The organism is Streptomyces sp. P6-2-1 (genome assembly GCF_050613165.1).
Taxonomy (GTDB): Bacteria; Actinomycetota; Actinomycetes; order Streptomycetales; family Streptomycetaceae; genus Streptomyces.
The window spans coordinates 387,085-404,773 of record NZ_CP192513.1; the positions used below are offsets into that span (position 1 = coordinate 387,085).

Sequence of the window (17,689 nt, forward strand, 5' to 3'; positions counted from 1 at the left end):
GTGAGGGCGTGTGGAGCCGTGGCGGACTCCGTGCGGAGGCGCCCCCGGTCAGGCCGTCAGCGTCGCGAGTTCCGCGTTGGCGCGCTCGGCGATCCGCGTGAGGACACGGCCCGCCACGGCCAGGTCCTCGGCGGGGATGTCCGCCCAGATGCGGGCGGTGGCGGGGGCGACCTCGGCGGCCGAGGCGGCGAGCAGGGCGCTGCCCGCCTCCGTGGGGCGCAGGTGGGCGCCGTCCCTCACGAGCAACTCCCTGGCCAGCAGCGCGTCGAGGTCGGCGCGGAGAGTGGCGGGGCCGGTCTTGAGGTAGCCCCGCACCTCGGCGACGAGCGTGTCCGGCGTATGCGGGGACCCGGCCGTCGCTGCGGTACGCAGGACGATCTGCTGCTGGAAGGTGACGCCGTGCCGGGTGAGGAAGTGTTCCAGGACGCCGCGGGCGGCGTAGTGGGCCAGGGCGAGGCCGCGGGAGTCGGCGGCGGGGGCGGGGGTCATGGTGTGCTCCTCTGCGTGCTCGGGTCGTTCGGTACGGGTGGAGCGAGAGGCGTGCGGAGCAAGACGGTCAGCTCCTCGGTGAAGGCCTGCGTCCGCGCGGAGTCGGGGCCGTCGAGCGGCGCCAGGAGCCGCTGGTGCAGTTCCTGGACGACGTCGACGGCCCGGCGTGCGACGTCCCGGCCCTCGTCGGTGAGGGCGAGCTGGACGGCGCGCGGGTCGCGCGGGTCGCGGGTGCGCGCGAGAAGACCGGCGGACTCCAAGGCGCGCGCGAGCTTCGAGACGTAGAGCGCCTCAAGCCCTGTGTGGTCGGCGAGGCGGCGCTGGCTGGGCCGCTCCCCCGCGCGTCCCATGCCGTGCAGGGACGCGACCACGACGTACTGGGCATGGGTGAGCCCCAGCGGGGCCACCGCCCGATCGACCGCCACCCGCCACTTATTGGCGAGTCGCCACACCAGATAGCCGGGGGTGGGACCCGGCGAAGCCTTGCTCATGCCGAATAGAGTACATGGACATGATGTCCATGACTACTAAATTCGGGGCGGGGATTCGGGGCGTCGATTCGGACGGGGAGCAGAGTGGCCGGGAAGCGGAGAGGCCGGGAAGCGGGCGGGGGACCCAGGCGGCCCGCCCCGCCCCGCCCCGTGCCGGTCCGGTGTCGGTTCGGGTGCGGGGGTGAGGGGCAGGCGGCATGGTGGGGGTTGCGGTCCGGGGGCGTCCCGGGGCGCATACCGACGAGAGGTGGTAGGCGCGATGCGTGGTGCGGAGCTGCTGAGCGACGGGTTCGGGCGGATCACGGAGGAGGTGCACGCGGCCGTCGACGGCCTGACGGGTGAACAGCTCGCCGAGCGACTCGACCCGGAGGCCAACTCGATCGCCTGGCTCGTGTGGCACCTGAGCAGGGTGCAGGACGACCACGTCGCCGACGCCGCGGGCGAGGAACAGGTGTGGACGGGGTCCGGGTGGGCGAAGCGGCTCGGGCTGCCGTTCCCCGACGGGGCGACGGGGTACGGGATGAGCGCGGCCGAGGTGGGCCGGGTGCGGGTGAGCGCGCCGGGGCCGCTGCTCGGCTACTTCGACGCGGTGCAGGAACGCACCCTCGCGTACGTCTCCGGGCTCTCGGACGCCGATTTCGATCGTGTGGTCGACGAGAACTGGTCGCCCCCTGTCACGCTCGGCGTCCGTCTCGTGAGCGTCCTCTCGGACTGCCTCCAGCACGCGGGACAGGCGGCGTACGTACGGGGAGCGCTGGAACGGCGCTGAGCCCCCGCGCATCGCCCGCCCGTCCCCGCGGCGTCACCCCGTTGTCAGACCCCGGTGCGAGGATGCCCGGCACCAGGACAACTGCGCCCACGGACTGGGGTGACCGGGATGAGCGGTACGGCGACGACGGCGGTACGGCGGTACGGGACCGGGGAGGCGACGACGTCGACGCGCGGCAGGGGCACGGCGGGCGACCGGGGCGCGGCGGGCGAGCCGGTGATGCTCGGTGACGTCCTGCCGGACGTGCTGCGCACCCTCGCTCTCGTCGAAGGCCGTCCGGGCTCCTCCGTCGGCGGGCACCCCTCCCGCCGTTCCGGCGACGAGGAGCCGGATTCGGGTCCGGGCCCTGCGGGTGTGCCGCGGCCCCGCCCCCCGTGCGGGTACGGGGACGGGGCCGTGGAACCGGGCGTCAGCCCACCGGCACGGCGTCGCGCGGCGCGACAGGCCGCAGGGGGCGGCCCGGCGGAACCGGCTCAGGGCGACCCGGCTCGGGCGGGGCGATGGCGCGCCCCCCGCGGCGCGTGACGCCGAGATAGTGCTCGGCCGCGTGGGCGGCCTCGCGGCTCGTGCGGCGCGCCATGAGGACGCACAGCGTGTACGCGGTCGCCTCGAAGCGGCGGCGCACCGTGCCGTTGGCGGGGTGGTCGAGCGTGAGCCGTTCCCAGGCCCGGTAGCGGTCGAGCACGCGAGCCACGGCGCGACGCTCGGGGTGCAGCGGCGTGGGCGCGGTGGGCACGGGTGCGGGCTCGGGGGCGCGTACGGGCCGTACGGGCCGCGCCTGGCGGCTCGCGCCGGTGAGGCGCACCGCTCCGGCGGGCCGGGCCGGTCCCCGTACGCCGCTCACGGCGCTCACCGCGCCTCGGCCCCGGCAGGCTGCGGCCGCTCCGCGGGGGCGGGGTCGCCTTCCTGCGGCAGGGGCAGGGGCAGGGGCACGGGCAGCGGCTGGGCCTCGGGGGCGACCGTGTCGGGGACGGCCTGCGGGAGGGGCACGCGCTGGGCGTCGGCGACCTTGCGCGTGAACCAGATGACCTTGCCACCGTCCTCGGTGGCGCACGTGCCCCAGCTGTCGCTCAGCGCGGCGACCCGGCCGAGGCCGCCCGTGCTCGCCGAGCGCAGCCGGGGCAGCCGCGGGTCGTGGTCGGCGACCGAGACGGTGAGCTGCCTGCCGCTCCAGCGCAGTTCGAGCGCACACCGCCCGTCGCCGCCTTCGGCGTGCTCCGCCACGTTGCGCAGGAGTTCCTCCAGTGCCGCGCACACGGGGGCGACCTGGAGATCCAGGCCCCAGTGGCGCAGGTGGGCGGCGGCGATGCGCCGAATCTGGGAAAGCCGCTCCCGCGTGGGTTCGCACGCGAGGTGGTAGCGGCGGTTGACCACACCAGCCATGACTCTTGGCTCCTTACCCGAAGCCCACACCCCTGCCCCCGCACACGGGGGGTGAGCGCTGACGTTCTGAGGGTCAGTGCCAATCTGGCCCGAAAGGGTGACCCTCGCAACACGAGAGGTGTCGTGGGGTGATCGCCCCGGCTCAGGAACCGCCGGGGTCAGGGGGTACGGGGCGCGGCGGCCGGCACCTCGGTCGTCGTGGCCGGGCGCTTCCCGCCCGCGGCGGCGGCCCCGCCTGCGCCGGGGTCGCGCAGCCGTCCCAGGCTCAGCGCGCTGAGCAGGCCGACGAGGACGAGGACGCCGGTGTAGAGGGTGAGGGCGCTCCAGTGGCCGTGGCCGTAGACGGTGCCGCCCGCCGAGCCGCCGAGCGCGCTGCCCACGTAGTAGAAGAACAGGTAGACCGCCGCGCCCTGCACCCCGATGGCCTTCGAGCGGGCCCCGACCCAGCCGCTCGCGACGGCGTGCGCGGCGAAGAAGCCCATCGTGAAGACGACGAGCCCGGGGATCACGCCACCGAGGCTCGGTATCAGCATCAGGGCGAGACCGCCGAGCGTGACGAGGAGTGCGGGCACGAGAACGAGGCGGCGGCTCAGGCGGTCGACGAGGCGGCCCGCGAGGGCGGAGGAGAAGGAGCCGGAGACGTAGGTGATGAAGAGCAGCCCCGCGGTGCCCTCGGAGAGCGAGAAGGGCGGGGCGATGAGGCGGAAGCCGAGGTAGTTGTAGACGGTGACGAAGGCGGCCATCGCGACGAAGCCGATGAGGTAGAGGCGCAGCAGTCCGCTGTCGGGCAGGGCCCGCACGACGCCGCGCGCGAGGGCGCGCGGGGACGCCCCCTTGGGCACGAAGCGGACCGAGGGCGGGATGGTGAGGCGGAAGACGAGCGCGCAGACGGCGGCGATGACGCCGACAGCGCCGATCGACCAGCGCCAGGAGTGGGTGACCTGGAGGACGCCGTCGGCGGCGAGGCGGCCGAGCATCCCGCCGATGCCGTTCCCCGCCACATACAGGCCCATCGCGCCGCCGAGCGAGCCGGGGTGCACCTCCTCGGAGAGGTACGACATCGCGGTGGCCTGGAGTCCTGCGAGCGCGAGGCCCTGGAGCAGGCGCAGGGCGAGGAGGGCGGGGAAGTTCGGGGCGAAGGCCGAGGCGATGCCGAGGACGGCGGCCGCGCCGAGCGCGAGCGACATCATCGTGGTGCGGTTCCAGGCGTCCGAGAGCGCGGTGAGCGGGATGACGCCGACGGCCATCGCGAGGGTCGCCACGGAGACGCTCAGCGAGGCGCCCGCCGGGGAGAGGTCGAGGTCGTGGGCGAGCGAGGGCAGGAGTGCCTGGACGCAGTAGAGCGTCATGAAGGTGCCGAGCCCGGCGGCGAAGAGCGCGCCGGAGGCCCGCCGGAAGGCGGGGGTTCCCGCGCGGTGGGGAGGCGGGAGCGCGAGCGGGGTGACGGCGGGCGTGCGGAAGCCGGGGGCGGCTGCGCCCGCGGCGGAGGGGTCTTCGGCGGGGGACGGGGTCACCCCAAAAATGTATGCATGGCACATCCAATGCGTCCAATGCATGAATGCGCCCCTCCTCATCCGCCACGGGATCGATTCCGCGCGTACGGCAAGAAACCCGCCGCCGCAGGGCTGCGCGCGCGGGAACGGGGAAGGAAACCGGCGTGCTTGATCAACAAAGGGCGAAGCTCAGGGGAGAGCTGGGGGCGTCGTGGCGGCGGCTGCGCGGGGACGGCAGCGCGCCGGAGCGGCTCGCTCACCTGTGGGGGCGGGTGCGGCGCGAGGCGACGGTGGTGCGCTCCGTACGGGCCGCGGGCGCGGCGACGCTCGCGTATGTCGTCGCGCTGCACGTGAGCGACACCCCGGCACCACTCACGGCCCCGCTCACCGCGCTCCTCACCGTGCAGGTGACGCTCTACGCGACCCTCACGACCGGCGTCCGGCGTGTCAACGCGGTCATCGCGGGGGTCCTCGTCGCGATCGGCTTCAGCGCGCTCGTGGGACTGACGTGGTGGAGCCTCGGGCTGCTCATCCTGGCGGCGCTCGTGGTGGGGCACCTCGTGCGGGTGAGCGAGTTCGTGCCGGAGGTGGCGATCAGCGCGATGCTCGTGCTCGGTGTCAGCCGGGTCACCGACACGGCCTGGGACCGGGTGCTCGAAACGGTGATCGGTGCCGCGGTGGGGCTGCTCGTCAACTTCGTGCTCGCGCCACCGGTGTGGACCGGCACCGCGGGGGACGCGCTGGAGGACCTGGCCCGGCGGATGCGGCGGCTCCTGCTGCGCATCGGCGAGGAGCTGAGCAGCAGCGATCCGGTGCGCGAGGCGCGGGCGACGCTCCAGGAGGCGCGGGACCTGGACAGGGACATCGCGGAGGTGGACGCGGCGCTGCGGCAGGCGGAGGAGAGCCTCCGGTTCAACCCACGCGTGCGGGAGGGACTGCTCAACCGGGTGGTGCTGCGCACGGGGCTCGACACACTGGAGATCTGCACGGTCGTCCTGCGGGTGCTCGCGCGCACCTTCACCGACCTGGCGCGGGTACGGGAGTCCAGGGACGCCGCCGCGCTCTTCGAGCCGAAGGCCGCGCGGGCCGTGGAGAACCTGCTCGCACAGGTCGCCGACGCCGTCGTGAGCTTCGCCGTGCTCGTGACGCACCCGGTGAGTGAGAGCGCGGAGGCCGCCGAGGACCGGCTCGCCGCCGAACTCCACGCCGCCCGCCGCGAACGCGCCCGGGTGGGCACGCTGCTGCGCGAGAGTGCCCGCGTGGAGGACGGCCACTGGTACCTGTACGGGGCGCTCCTGACCGAGGTCGACCGCATACTCGCCGAACTCGACCTCGAACAGCGCTCGCAGCGGCTCCTGGACGAACTCGACCGCAACGCGCGCGAACAGCGCGAGCGCCACCCGCTGCTGACGCGCGCACGCACCCGTCTCCTCCCCCGCCGCCGCCCCACCCCCCGCCTGCCCGGCCAGCGAGGCGGCAGACGGGAGGTGAAGAAGCGCGAGGAAAACGCGGAACCGACCGGTTGACGCCCCGCACAAGACCTTTGACCTGTGGGCCGACCGACGCCACGGCACACGGCCCGACAGACGGCACGGCATACGTGCCCGACCGGGCGGCGCGACGCGGCACGGGCCGGAACCGGGCGACACGGCACGGGGGCCGGGCCGAGCAACACCTCGCACGCCCGGTCCGGCCAGCACACCCGCGCGGACGCACCGGCCGGGACCACGCGCGGCCGGACCGTCCGGCACCCGCACGCGCCCCTACCGGGCGACACCGCGTGCGGGCCCGACCAGGCGACGCCTCACGCCCGCGGACCGGACACGACCGCGCACCACCGGACCCGCCAGCGCACCAGCGCGACCGGACCACCCAAGACGCCCCGCCGAGGCACCGGCCGGGACCGCACGCGGCCGGACCGCGCGACACCCGCACACCAACCCGCCCGGCAACACCCCACACGACCTGACCGGACCGGCCCACGCACAACCGAACCGGCCGCCGCCCCCACCACACCCAACAGGGCGACCCGCACACGGGCCCGGCCAGGGACCCGGCCTGGCAACACCCCACGCGCGCAGACCACACGGGACCGCACGCAGCCCGACGCACACACACCCACGCGACCGGACCGCCCAAGACGCCCCCGCCGACACACCAGCCGGGGCCGCGCACGGCAGGATGAACACCGCACCGGCGCGGGCGCTCCCGAGGGGACCGCGCGCGTCCGCGCCGTCCAGCACCCCCACGCGAGCCCGCCCGGGCACCACTCCTCGCGAGCCCGCCGTCCAGCACCCCCACGCGAGCCCCGCCCCGGCAACGCGCTCCGCGAGCCCAACCGGTCGGCCCGGCACGCGAGCCCGGCCCGGCACTCCCCTGCGTGACGCCCCCCGACCGCCCGGACTCCCGAGCCGCGCGCCGTCAGCCGCGCGCCGTCAGCCGCGCGCCGTCAGCCGCGCGCCGTCGGCTCCGCGCCTCCGCGGCGCGTGGCCCGCCCACGACGGACCGGCCCGACCCCGCCCGCCCGGCCGGAGGCCGGTGTCAGCCCTTGAGGTGCGCGAGGTCGGCGATGAGGCCCGGGTGGGCCGGCTCCCAGCCCAGTGCGGCGCGGGTGTACGCGCTGGAGGCGGGCTGGTCGATCACGAAGACCTGGCCGAGAGGGCCGAAGGACTCCTGCGGCACGGCCCCGACCGGGAGGCCGAGCCGCTCGCCGATGGCCTCCGCCATGTCCCGTACCGCGACCCCCTCGTCGCCGACGGCGTGCCAGGCCGTACCCGCGGGAGCCTTCTCCAGCGCCAGGCGGAACAGCACGGCCGCGTCGAGCGCGTGGACGGCGGGCCAGCGCTGCGCACCGTCGCCCGGGTAACCGGCGACACCGGTACGCCGGGCGGCTTCGGTGAGGATTCCGGTGAAGCCGCCCTGGCCGTCGTGGTGGACGGTGCGCGGCAGGCGGACGGCGGAGCCGCGCACCCCGCGCGAGGCGAGCGCGAGCACCCGCAGCACGGAGCGGCCGCGGCCGCCGACCAGCCCGTCGGTCGGCACCGGGTCCTCCTCCGTGGCGGCGCGCCCCGGAACGGCCGGCGTGCCCGACACGGTGACGAGCGGTCGGTCCGAGCCGAGGAGCGCCTCACCGAGCGCGGCGAGCGCCTCGCCCTCCTCGGTGACCGCGCGCGTGACGGCCTCGGGCGAGCTGAAGTCGTTACTGAAGGCGAGGTGGATGACACCGTCGGACTCCTGGGCCCCGGTCCGCAGGACGTCGAGATCGGTGAGGCCGCCGCGCAGGACGGTGGCGCCCGCCGCCTCGGCCTTGGCGGCGGAGACCTCGGAGCGGGCGAGCGCGGTGACGGTGTGGCCCGCCCGGATCAGCTCGGCGACGACGGCGGAACCGATCAGGCCCGTCCCGCCTGTGACGAAAACCTTCATGAGGCGTCCTCCCACACATGATGCGACAGATGTCCCATCACTATAGCCAGCGATGCGACACGTGTCCCATCAGTAGAATGTGCCCATGCCGAGATGGAAGCCGGACGCGCAGCAGCGTCTGATCATGTCCGCGTTCAGGCTGTTCGCCGAGCACGGCTACGACGACACGACGGTGGCGCAGATAGCCGCGCACGCGGGTCTCACGCGCAGCACCTTCCATCGCCATTTCTCCGACAAGCGGGACATCCTCACGGCGGGCCAGAACGCCCTCAGCAGGCTGCTCGCCGACGGCATCGGCGCGGCTCCGGCGGACGCGCCCCCCGTCGCCGCGGTCGCCGCCGGTCTCGCACGCGTCGCTGCGGAGATGACGGCGTTCAACAGGGAACTGAGCCCGCTGCTGCGGGCGGCCGTCGACGCGAACAAGGAGTTGCAGGAGCGCGAGGCGCTCAAGAGCGTCGGCATGGCCAAGGCCATGACGGACGCGCTCACGGCGCGGGGCGTCCCGGCCGTCGACGCGCAAGTGGCCGCCGAACTCGGCGTGCTCGCCTTCAAGAGCGGCTACGGGCAGTGGATCGACCAGGCGCACGACGAGACTCCCGGCGCCCTGCGGGACCTCACCCTCGCCGCCTTGCGCGAACTGCACGCGGCGGCCGCCCGGCTCGGCTGACGGCACGCCCGGAGGCGCGGAGGGGGCGGGACCTCCCGGCCCCCGCCCCCCTTGCCGCGCCTCCCTCGCTCACACGCCCTCGTGCAGCCCCCGGTCCGCAGGGCCCGTCGTGAAACGCGTGAACCGGACGGTGAGCCCGGCGCGTTCCGGGGAGCAGCAGAACGGGCCCGCCGTCGCCTCCGCCTCGGGTGCGAGGTGGGCGAGGCGGACCATGCGCCAGGGGCTGCCGACGGTCCGCGCGCGGACCGTGAGGGCGTCGCCCGTGCGGCTCACGCGGATCGTGACATCCTGCCCGGCCCACTCGGGAACGGGGGCGAGGGACCAGTCGGAGGTGCCGTGCGTGACGACGGCGCCGAGGTGCGGGACGCCGTCGCTCGTCTCGACGCCCGCCTTGAGCCAGGTGCCGGGGGCGACACGGACGAGGACGCCCGCCTGGTCGTACAGCTCGGGGAGGTCGGCACGGAAGGTCACTTCCACGGCGCTGTCGCGCGCGAACGGCACGAGGAGCGCGTGGCCCGTGTCCCGTACGAAGCCGTAGGACGTCGTGCGCCAGAAGTCGCTGCCTTCTGCCGCCGTGACGAGCAGTGCCCCGTCCTCCGCGTCCGTACGGAGCGCGGGCGGCCGGTTGAGCCACTCCCCCGCCGTCCATTCCACCGTGTGCGTGCCGTCGGTCGTCATGGACGAGAGCTTCGCACGCCCGGGGCTCCTCCGGTTGCCCCGGTGGCCTGCGGGGTGCGCTATGGAGGGAGGACACCGCACGGCGAGGAGGTGGTCACGGTGACGAAGGGCAAGCGGCTGGGCCCGCCCGGTGAGCTGGACGGCCTCGACGTCTACGACGACGGCGGCGAGAAGATCGGCGGCGTCGACGAGGTCTACCTGGACGACCGCACGGGGCGTCCCGAGTGGGTCACGGTCCGTACGGGGCTGCTCGGCCTGCGCGAGCATTTCGTGCCCCTGGCGGGCGCGGTGCGCGAGGGCCGCCGCCTCACCGTCCCGTGGCCGAAGGAGGTCGTGCACGAGGCACCACGCCCGGGTGACGCGGAGGACCACATCGACGCGGTGCAGGAGAGCGCCCTGTACGCGTACTACGGGCTCCCCGAGGACACCGTGCCCGAGGAGCGCGAGGGCGACGAGGACGTCTGAGGGAGGGCGGGCCCAGCCGGTGACGCCCGCCGCGCGGGCGGCGGCGAACCAGTCGGCGCATGCGCGGGTGGCGGCGGGGTAGTCGCTGCCTGTGCCCCGGGGGACGGCCGGGTGGGCGTGGGCGACGCCCCCTCGTGGCTGTCGGCGGATCGATGAGCGGCCCGCGCGGGCCCGGGGCCGGGAGCGGCCCCGGCACCGCGATGGGCGGTCCGCCGCCGCTGACGGCGCCGCGGAACAGCGGCATGGCGAACTCCTGGAGACCAGGGGACGCCCCTGCGCACGCCCATCATTCCCGTGCGGATGCTGGGGAGTTCCGGTGGACCCCGGGTTTGGGGCGGGGCGGGCCGGTCACCCGCACCGGAACGTTCCCGATACGAGGGGTGACCTCTCATGGAGTGGATGCGCCGTGCCGCCTGCACGGACACCGATCCCGAACTCTTCTTCCCCGTCAGCAGCGAGGGCCCCGGCGCCCGGCAGCGCGAGGAGGCGAAGCGGGTGTGCGCCGGGTGCCCGGTGCGGGCCGCGTGCCTGGAGTACGCCCTGGAGAGCCGCCAGCGGTCGGGCGTGTGGGGCGGACTCGACGAACGCGAGCGGGAGGCGGTGCACCGCGGCCGCCGGGCCCGGCTGCGGGCCTCCGGCGCGGGACGGCGCTGAGCGCCCCGTACCGGAGACCGGCCGCGGCGGGCCCGTAATACGGGACACCGGACAGCGGGCGCGACGGCCGCGGTGAGCCGCCGCACGCGCCGCCCCGGCCCGCGCCGGGAGGCCGCTCAGGCCCGTACCGGACTGCCCTCGCTCGTCCGCGGCGGCCCTGACGGGTCGTCGTCGGTGTCGGCGAGACGCGCGAGGACGTCCTCCGTCGCCTCGGAGGGTTCGGGGAGCAGGAGGCCGAGCCCCGCGTAGAGGGCCAGCGAGACGAGGACCGGGGTCGCGACGAGCCACGTCTGCGAGGTGTCGAAGACGTAGTAGACGAGGGCGTAGGCGATCAGGCCGCTCGCCCAGGAGACGAGCGCCGCGCGCGGTCCGCAGGTGCGGAAGCGCGGCAGCATCCCGAGCAGGAGCGGGACGGATATCGGGCCCATGAGGGCGGCGACCCAGTTGACGACGATCTGGAGCACGCCGCCGAGGTTCTCGGCCTGCGTGGCGACCGCCATCGTGAGCAGGACGAACACGTCGGTCGTGACGCGCGCCGCCTTGAGGCCCTGCGTCTGCGTCCAGTGGCGGGCGCGCGCCGAGAGCACGGGGATCATGTCGCGCGTGATGACCGCGGAGATCGCGTTGGCGTCGGAGGAGACCATCGCCATCGTGTGCGAGAAGATCCCGGCGAGGACGAGGCCGATGAGACCGTGCGGCAGGAATGTCGTGGCCATGACAGCGTAGGAGTTGTTGGGGTTGTCGAGGCCGGGGATGAGCAGGGGCGCGGCGAACATCGGGAACATGAGGACGATCGGCCAGAACAGGTAGAGCGCCGCGGAGAGCCGCGCGCCGCGCCTGGCCTCGCTCGCGCTCGGTGCCGCCATGTAGCGCTGGGCGAGGTTCCACATGCCGCCGTTGTACTCCAGCGTCTTGACGAGGACGTAGACGAGCAGGAAGACCGTCGTGTACTGCGAGGTCGCCGGGTGCAGGTGACCGCTGGGCAGGTCGCCCCACATCGTCCACACCGCGGAGATCCCGCCGAGCTTGTGGAGCACGACGACGATCATGACGAGCGCGGCGGCGCCCTGGATGATGAACTGCCCCAGTTCGGTGAGGGCGTCGGCCCACAGTCCGCCGATGGTGCAGTAGACGAGCGTGATGACACCGGTGATGAGGATGCCGAGGTTGTAGTCGATCCCGGCGAAGACGTTGAGCAGGGTCGCGACGGCGAACCACTTGGCCGCGATGTCGGCGACCTTGAGGAGGCTGCCGCTCCAGGCGAGGGCCTGCTGCGTGGCGACGTTGTAGCGGCGGGCGAGGTATTCGAGGGGCGAGGCGACCCCGAGCCGGGACCGCAACCGGTTCCAGCGCGCCGCGAAGAGCCAGCTGCCGATGCCGACGCCGACACCGATGGAGGCGAAGCCCCAGAAGTAGACCGTGATACCGGTCGTGTAGGCGACCCCCGCGTAGGCGACGAAGAGCACCGCGCTGTAGCCGGACATGTGGTGCGAGATCCCGGCGAGCCACCACGGCATCCGGCCCCCGGCGGTGAAGAAGTCCTTCACGTCGCCGACCCTGCGGTGCGACCACCAGCCGATCAGGACCATGAGCCCGAAGTACGCGCACATGACCGTCCAGTCGAACGCATGCATCGATGACTTCCTTTCAGCGTCCGTCATTCCGCGAGGCGTTCACAAACATGAACACGTATGCTGTACTGGAACCTGTCCATCTCCATGAACGCGACGGAAGCTAATATGGCCCCCGTCACAAGTCAACGGAGCCGACAGGGACGGCTGGAACGCGCAGGGGCGCGGACGGCTCCGGGACGAGCAACTCCGGGCGGGCAGAGGGGATTTGAAACGCGTGGCGACACCGGGCACACGGGAGGCCGCACAGACGGCCCAGGCAGGGGCGAAGGAAGCGGGGCAGGCGGGCGAGCGCACCTCCGACGAGGAGGAGCGGGGCGCGGGCGGTACGGGCGTGAAGTCGGCCAGGCGCGCGCTGGACCTCATGGAGACCTTCGCCGCGCACGACACCTGGCTCACGCTCGCCGAGCTGCACACGCTCACCGGGTTCCCGCGCTCCAGCCTCCACGGGCTGCTCCGCACGCTTCTCGACGTGGGCTGGCTGGAGCAGGACGCGGGCGCGGCCCGCTACCGGCTCGGCATCCGCGCCCTCGTCTGCGGGACCGCGTACCTCGACCGCGACGCCGCGATGCCCTTCGCGACCGAGGCCCTGGAGCAGATCAGGGAACGCACCGGGTTCACCGCGCACTACGCGCGGCGCAGCGGCGACCAGGTCGTCTACCTGGAGACCCGCGAGGCGAAGCGCTCCACGCACCTCATCTCGCGCGTGGGACGCTCGCTGCCCGTGCACGCGACAGCGCTCGGCAAGGCGCTGCTCGCCGAGCTGACCCCCGCGGAGGTCGACGCGCTCCTGCCCGGGACACTCACCGCGCTCACCGCGCACACGGTCGTGACCCGCGAGGCACTGCGCGCGGAGTGCGAGCGGGCGAGGGAGCTGGGGTACGCGACCGAGCGCGAGGAGGGCACGCCGGGGATTCGCTGCGTCGCCGCCGTCGTCCCGTACCGCATCCCGGCGAGCGACGCGATCAGCTGCTCGCTGCCCGTGGACCAGATCGACGACGCGGGGGTACGCGAGATCGGCGAGCTGCTCGTCGACGTCACCGCTCGGCTCGGACGCGAGCTGCGGCGGGCGGGGATTCGCTGAGCACTCCCCCGCCGGATCAGTGAGGTCATCATCGCCCCCGCCGGGGGGCCGTCACGAAGGAGCACATCCGTGGGAGCACAGCGGCTGTTGATCACCGGGGCCGCGGGCGGGGTCGGGCAGTTGATGCGGGGGCGGCTGCGCCGCCCGGGACGGGTGCTGCGGCTCCTGGACCTCGCCCCGCAGGAGCCCGCCGCCGAGGGCGAGGACGTGGAGATCGTGACCGGCTCGGTGACCGATCCCGAGCTGATGGCCGAGGCGTGCACGGACGTGGACGCGCTCATCCACCTCGGCGGGCTGAGCCGTGAGAACTCCTGGGAGGCGATGCTCGCGACGAACATCCACGGCACGCAGGTCGTCCTGGACGCCGCACGGCGGGCGGGCATCGGGCGGGTGCTGCTCGCTTCGAGCAACCACGCGGTGGGCTTCCGCCGCGTCGACGAGGCGGGGCCCGATGGGCTGCCCGCCGACTCCACGCCGCGCCCGGACTCGTACTACGGCGTGAGCAAGGCGGCGATCGAGGCGCTCGGCAGTCTGTACCACTCGCGCTTCGGCATGGACGTGCTCGCGCTGCGCATCGGCTCCTGCTTCGAGACACCACTGCCGCTCGGCCCGCGCGGGCTCGTCACCTGGCTCTCGCCCGACGACTGCGCCCGCCTCTTCGAGGCCTGCCTGAGCGCCCCGTCCCCGGGCTACCGCCTGGTGTGGGGCGTCTCGGACAACACGCGTCGGGTCTACTCGCTCGCGGAGGCACGGGCGCTGGGTTACGAGCCGAAGGACAACGCGGAGGCGTACGCGGACCTCCTGAGCGACGTCCCCGCGCCGCCGCCCGACGAGGCCGCCCACGTCGGCGGCGGCTTCTGCACGAACCCCCTGGGGGCACCGAACCCGCTGTGACGGAACTCCGCCCCGGCCCCCGCGGGGACTCCGCTCAGGACGCGGCCGTGCGGGGCAGCTTGACCACCGTCACGAAGAAGTCGTCGATCTGGCGGACCGCCGCGATGAACTGGTCGAGGTCCACCGGCTTGGTGACGTAGGCGTTGGCGTGCAGCCGGTAGCTGCGCAGGATGTCCTCCTCGGCGGAGGACGTGGTGAGGACCACGACCGGGATGTGGGCGAGGTTCTCGTCGCCCTTGATGCGCTCCAGGACCTGCCTGCCGTCGTACTTGGGCAGATTGAGGTCGAGGAGGATCAGGTCGGGGCGGGGCGCCTCGGTGTGCTCGCCCTGGCGGTAGAGGAAGTCCAGCGCCTCCTGCCCGTCGCGCACGACGTGCAGGGTGTTGCGGATCTTGTTGTCCTCGAACGCCTCGCGCGTCATCAACTCGTCGCCCGGGTCGTCCTCGACGAGCAGGACCTCGATGGGCTCGACCGGCGTGTTCACTTCGTGACTCCAAGCGGGGCGGAGGACTGGGCTTGCGATGGCTGGGCGTGCGACGACTGGGCCGAGGACGACTGGGGTTCCGACGACTGGGCTCGCGCTGACGGGGACGCGAGGTCCTGGGAGCGGGATTCCGAGGTCTGGGCGGGCACCTCGGCGGGAACCCCGTCCGCCGGGGGCTCCGCTTCGGGCAGGGCCGGAAGCGTGAAGCGTACCCGGGCGCCCTCGGCGACGGAGTGGTCGAGCCCGATCTGCCCGCCGTGGTGCTCGACGATCTTGCGGCACAGCGCGAGCCCGATGCCCGTGCCGCCGTACTCCTCGCGGCTGTGCAGCCGCTGGAAGATGACGAAGACCTTCTCGCCGAACTCCTCGGGGACACCGATGCCGTTGTCGGTGACCGAGAAGTGCCACGTGTCGCCCTCGCGGGCGCTCGTGACGCGGACGCGCGGCGGGCGCGCGGGGTGGCGGAACTTGACGGCGTTGCCGAGCAGGTTCTGCCACAGCATGGTGAGCGTCGTACGGTCGCCGAGCACGCGGGGCAGCGCGCCCTCGGTCTCCACGACGGCCCCCGCCTCCTCGATGGGCACCTCCAGGTCGCTCAGCGCGCGGTCCAGCGTCTCGCCGAGCGGCATCTCGACGAGGTCGCCGCCCATGCGGCCCACGCGCGAGAAGGCGAGGAGGTCGTTGATGAGGACTTGCATCCGCTTGGCGCCGTCGACGGCGAAGTCGATGTACTGCTTGCCGCGCCCGTCCAGCTGGTCCCCGTAGCGCTTCTCCAAAAGCTGGCAGAAGGAGGCGACCTTGCGCAGCGGTTCCTGGAGGTCGTGCGAGGCGACGTAGGCGAACTGCTCCAGCTCGGCGTTGGAGCGCTGGAGTTCGGCGGTCTGGGCGTCCAGCTCGGCGGTGCGCTCGGCGAGCAGCGCCTCGCGGGAGCGGGACTCGGACAGCTCGGCGACGATCTTGCGGCGCATGTCCTCGACGGCGAGCCCGAGGGCCCGTACGTCGGAAGGCCCGTCGATGGCGATGGGCCGCTCGAAGTCGCCCGCGCGCACGAGCTGGGCGTCGCGTTCAAGGCTCGTGAGCGGGCGGCCGACGATGCGGCGCAGGAGGACGGCGAGGACGCCGCCGCCCGCGACGAGGACGACGAGGATGCCGAGGAAGGTGCCGTCGCGCAGCCGCTTCGCTGCGTCGAGTTCGTCGTTCGCCTTGTCGCGCACCTCGTCGAGGTGGTCGATCTGCACGTCGAAGAGCGCGCGGATGTCGTCGAACTCGGTCTTGCTGGAGTCCAGCGTGCCCGGGGCGACCGGGGTGCCGTTCCGGACGCGGTCGATGACCGGTTCGGCGGTGCCCGCCCGCCACCGCTCGGCCGCCGCGCGCAGGTCCTTCAGGTCGGCGCTGGGCTTCGGGTAGTCCGCGAGGAGTCCCGCGGCCCCGTCGCCGTAGCGCTTCTCGTCCTTCTGCCCCTGGGCGTACGGGGCGAGGAAGGACTTGTCCCCCGTCAGGGCGTAGCCCCGGACGGCCGTCTCCTGGTCGAGCAGCGCCTTCTGGAGGCGGAAGGAGGCCGAGCGTGCCGGCTGGATGCGGTCGACGAGGTCGGTGGTGCGGTCGTTGGTGCGGGATATCTGCGCCGCCACGAGGACCGCGGCGAGCACGAGGAGGGCACCGAGGATGCCGAGGACGAGGTTCATCCAGCCCTGGACCGAGAGGCGCCCGGTGCGGCCCGCGCGCGCGGGCGCGCTGTGGCCCTGTGTCATGACTTCTTCTCCCAGGCGAGGTGCAGGACGGCGAGGTCGTCGGAGAGACCGCCCGCGGGCGTGGCCAGCGCGGAGACCTCCTCGACCAGGGTGCGGACGAACGCGGGACCCGCCAGATCGTTGCGGCGGCGCGCGAGGGCGAGCAGCCCGGCCTCGCCGAGCCGCGTCCCCGGGCCCGTACGGCCCTCGAAGAGACCGTCAGTGAACGAGACGACGGCGGTGTCGGGCTCGATGCTCCGCACGGCCTCGGGCCAGGCCGAAGCGGGCATGTCGGAGCCGAGCAGCCCGAGCGCCATCCCGCCCTCGGGCTCGTACCACTCGACGCCGGCCGGGGTGCGGATGAGGCTGCCGTGGTGACCGGCACGCACGGTGTGCAGGGTGCGGTGGTCAGGCGCGAAGCGGAGGCTCACGTACGTGGCGAAGACGTGCTCGCCCGCGCGCTCGGCGCACAGGATCTCGTTGAGCAGCCGTGCCTGGTCGGAGCCGACGCAGCCGGTGAGCACGGCGGCGCGCCAGGCGACGCGCAGGCACACCCCGAGCGCGGCCTCGGCGGCGCCGTGCCCGGAGACGTCGCCGACGACGGCGTGCACGGTGCCGTCGGCGGTCTGCACGACGTCGTAGAAGTCCCCGCCGAGCAGCGCGTGGTCGCGTCCCGGCTCGTAGCGCGAGACGACGGAGAAGTCGGCGGGCACGGTGCGCAGGAGCGGGGTGGGCAGGAGGCCGAGTTCGAGGCGGGCGTTCTCCTCGGCGCGCAGCCTGCTCGCCTGGAGCGCGGCGGAGGCGCGTTCGACGACCTTGCGCTGGACCGCGTAGCGCACGGCGCGGCCGAGGGTCTCGGGGTCCACGCGGTTCTTCACGAGGTAGTCCTGCGCGCCGAGCGCGACCGCGTCGAGGCCGATCTCGCTCTCGGCGAGGCCGGTGAGCACGATGATCGCGGCGTCGGGAGCGGCCTTCAGGACCCGGCGGACGGCGTCGAGGCCGTGCACGTCGGGGAGGTGGAGATCGAGCAGGACGCACAGCGGGCCCGCCGTGCGGGCGAGCACCGCCTGTGCCTCGGCGAGGGTCTTGCACCAGGTCAGGCCGAGGTTGAGGGCGCTGTCGGCGAGGTACTCCTCGACCAGGAGCGCGTCACCGGCGTCGTCCTCGACCAAGACCAGGGTGACATCGAGTTCCCACCCCGGATCGGCGTGCCCGGCACGCGGTCGTGGCAGCGAGGATTCGAGCCCCGTGGGCCGTTCGGCCACTTCACACCCCCACCTAAGAGCAGGCGTCCATGTGGCGGACCTCTGCGAGACAAGCAGAAGCATACTGCCCGGTGCAGGAGGGGACGGCG

At 73.8% G+C, this 17,689-nt stretch carries 18 protein-coding genes; 7 read left to right on the forward strand and 11 right to left on the reverse strand.

All coding sequences use genetic code 11. The features are described 5' to 3' along the window. Positions 1–48 precede the first annotated feature (48 nt). Both ACQYWQ_RS01645 and ACQYWQ_RS01650 read right to left on the reverse strand, forming a co-directional pair. A complete protein-coding gene (locus tag ACQYWQ_RS01645; RefSeq protein ID WP_431032056.1) occupies positions 49–489 on the reverse strand; it encodes a MarR family transcriptional regulator in 441 nt (146 codons plus the stop codon). After that, positions 486–980 carry a MarR family winged helix-turn-helix transcriptional regulator gene (locus ACQYWQ_RS01650; RefSeq protein ID WP_431032057.1) on the reverse strand — a complete coding sequence of 165 codons (495 nt, stop codon included), beginning with the start codon at positions 978–980 and terminating at the stop codon, positions 486–488. Before ACQYWQ_RS01650 ends, ACQYWQ_RS01645 begins: the two co-directional genes overlap by 4 nt. 259 nt (positions 981–1,239) lie before the next feature. On the opposite strand from ACQYWQ_RS01650, the gene ACQYWQ_RS01655 reads away from it, so the two are divergent. Then, complete coding sequence (locus ACQYWQ_RS01655; RefSeq protein WP_431032058.1) at positions 1,240–1,749, forward strand: mycothiol transferase; 510 nt, start codon at positions 1,240–1,242, stop codon at positions 1,747–1,749. A gap of 409 nt (positions 1,750–2,158) precedes the next feature. On the opposite strand, the gene ACQYWQ_RS01660 is transcribed toward ACQYWQ_RS01655, so the two are convergent. The 3 genes from ACQYWQ_RS01660 to ACQYWQ_RS01670 all read right to left on the reverse strand — a co-directional run bounded on the left by ACQYWQ_RS01660 (position 2,159) and on the right by ACQYWQ_RS01670 (position 4,646). Next, positions 2,159–2,602, reverse strand: a complete 444-nt coding sequence (locus ACQYWQ_RS01660) for a DUF5133 domain-containing protein (protein ID WP_431032059.1) — start codon at positions 2,600–2,602, stop codon at positions 2,159–2,161. Then, the gene (locus ACQYWQ_RS01665; protein WP_431039032.1) at positions 2,599–3,123 is read right to left on the reverse strand and encodes an ATP-binding protein; all 525 of its coding nucleotides are present in this window, start codon (positions 3,121–3,123) and stop codon (positions 2,599–2,601) included. Before ACQYWQ_RS01665 ends, ACQYWQ_RS01660 begins: the two co-directional genes overlap by 4 nt. Before the next feature lie 167 nt (positions 3,124–3,290). After that, entirely contained in the window at positions 3,291–4,646 is a 1,356-nt protein-coding gene (locus ACQYWQ_RS01670) for an MFS transporter (protein ID WP_431032060.1), read from the reverse strand. 143 nt (positions 4,647–4,789) lie between these two features. Between ACQYWQ_RS01670 and ACQYWQ_RS01675 the strand changes: the two genes are divergently transcribed. Further along, positions 4,790–6,151 (forward strand): FUSC family protein, encoded by a 1,362-nt coding sequence (locus ACQYWQ_RS01675; RefSeq protein WP_431032061.1) that lies wholly within the window; start codon positions 4,790–4,792, stop codon positions 6,149–6,151. 1,015 nt (positions 6,152–7,166) lie between these two features. On the opposite strand, the gene ACQYWQ_RS01680 is transcribed toward ACQYWQ_RS01675, so the two are convergent. Further along, positions 7,167–8,048: an SDR family oxidoreductase gene (locus ACQYWQ_RS01680; protein WP_431032062.1), complete on the reverse strand. Its 882-nt coding sequence runs from the start codon at positions 8,046–8,048 to the stop codon at positions 7,167–7,169. A gap of 85 nt (positions 8,049–8,133) precedes the next feature. Between ACQYWQ_RS01680 and ACQYWQ_RS01685 the strand changes: the two genes are divergently transcribed. Continuing rightward, positions 8,134–8,715: a TetR/AcrR family transcriptional regulator gene (locus ACQYWQ_RS01685; RefSeq protein WP_431032063.1), complete on the forward strand. Its 582-nt coding sequence runs from the start codon at positions 8,134–8,136 to the stop codon at positions 8,713–8,715. Positions 8,716–8,784: 69 nt separating this feature from the next. On the opposite strand, the gene ACQYWQ_RS01690 is transcribed toward ACQYWQ_RS01685, so the two are convergent. Then, a complete protein-coding gene (locus ACQYWQ_RS01690) occupies positions 8,785–9,393 on the reverse strand; it encodes a DUF1349 domain-containing protein (protein WP_431032064.1) in 609 nt (202 codons plus the stop codon). A 99-nt stretch (positions 9,394–9,492) separates the two neighbouring features. Between ACQYWQ_RS01690 and ACQYWQ_RS01695 the strand changes: the two genes are divergently transcribed. Both ACQYWQ_RS01695 and ACQYWQ_RS01700 read left to right on the forward strand, forming a co-directional pair. Beyond that, positions 9,493–9,858 carry a PRC-barrel domain-containing protein gene (locus tag ACQYWQ_RS01695; protein ID WP_431032065.1) on the forward strand — a complete coding sequence of 122 codons (366 nt, stop codon included), beginning with the start codon at positions 9,493–9,495 and terminating at the stop codon, positions 9,856–9,858. Positions 9,859–10,248: 390 nt separating this feature from the next. Then, on the forward strand, positions 10,249–10,512 hold the full coding sequence (locus ACQYWQ_RS01700; protein ID WP_431032066.1) for a WhiB family transcriptional regulator: 264 nt from the start codon (positions 10,249–10,251) through the stop codon (positions 10,510–10,512). A 116-nt stretch (positions 10,513–10,628) separates the two neighbouring features. On the opposite strand, the gene ACQYWQ_RS01705 is transcribed toward ACQYWQ_RS01700, so the two are convergent. Then, positions 10,629–12,146: a sodium:solute symporter family protein gene (locus tag ACQYWQ_RS01705; protein ID WP_431032068.1), complete on the reverse strand. Its 1,518-nt coding sequence runs from the start codon at positions 12,144–12,146 to the stop codon at positions 10,629–10,631. 214 nt (positions 12,147–12,360) lie between these two features. On the opposite strand from ACQYWQ_RS01705, the gene ACQYWQ_RS01710 reads away from it, so the two are divergent. Both ACQYWQ_RS01710 and ACQYWQ_RS01715 read left to right on the forward strand, forming a co-directional pair. Next, the gene (locus tag ACQYWQ_RS01710) at positions 12,361–13,227 is read left to right on the forward strand and encodes an IclR family transcriptional regulator (protein WP_431032069.1); all 867 of its coding nucleotides are present in this window, start codon (positions 12,361–12,363) and stop codon (positions 13,225–13,227) included. A 69-nt stretch (positions 13,228–13,296) separates the two neighbouring features. Further along, positions 13,297–14,121 carry an NAD-dependent epimerase/dehydratase family protein gene (locus tag ACQYWQ_RS01715; RefSeq protein WP_431032071.1) on the forward strand — a complete coding sequence of 275 codons (825 nt, stop codon included), beginning with the start codon at positions 13,297–13,299 and terminating at the stop codon, positions 14,119–14,121. 34 nt (positions 14,122–14,155) lie between these two features. Here the strand turns inward: ACQYWQ_RS01715 and ACQYWQ_RS01720 are convergent, their stop codons facing one another. From ACQYWQ_RS01720 to ACQYWQ_RS01730, 3 genes are read right to left on the reverse strand one after another with little or no spacing between them, the layout of a single operon-like run. Further along, positions 14,156–14,605 (reverse strand): response regulator, encoded by a 450-nt coding sequence (locus tag ACQYWQ_RS01720; RefSeq protein ID WP_431032072.1) that lies wholly within the window; start codon positions 14,603–14,605, stop codon positions 14,156–14,158. Further along, the gene (locus ACQYWQ_RS01725; protein ID WP_431032073.1) at positions 14,602–16,356 is read right to left on the reverse strand and encodes a CHASE3 domain-containing protein; all 1,755 of its coding nucleotides are present in this window, start codon (positions 16,354–16,356) and stop codon (positions 14,602–14,604) included. The genes ACQYWQ_RS01720 and ACQYWQ_RS01725 overlap by 4 nt, the downstream gene beginning before the upstream one ends. Then, positions 16,353–17,663: a PP2C family protein-serine/threonine phosphatase gene (locus tag ACQYWQ_RS01730; protein WP_431032074.1), complete on the reverse strand. Its 1,311-nt coding sequence runs from the start codon at positions 17,661–17,663 to the stop codon at positions 16,353–16,355. The genes ACQYWQ_RS01725 and ACQYWQ_RS01730 overlap by 4 nt, the downstream gene beginning before the upstream one ends. Positions 17,664–17,689 lie beyond the last annotated feature (26 nt).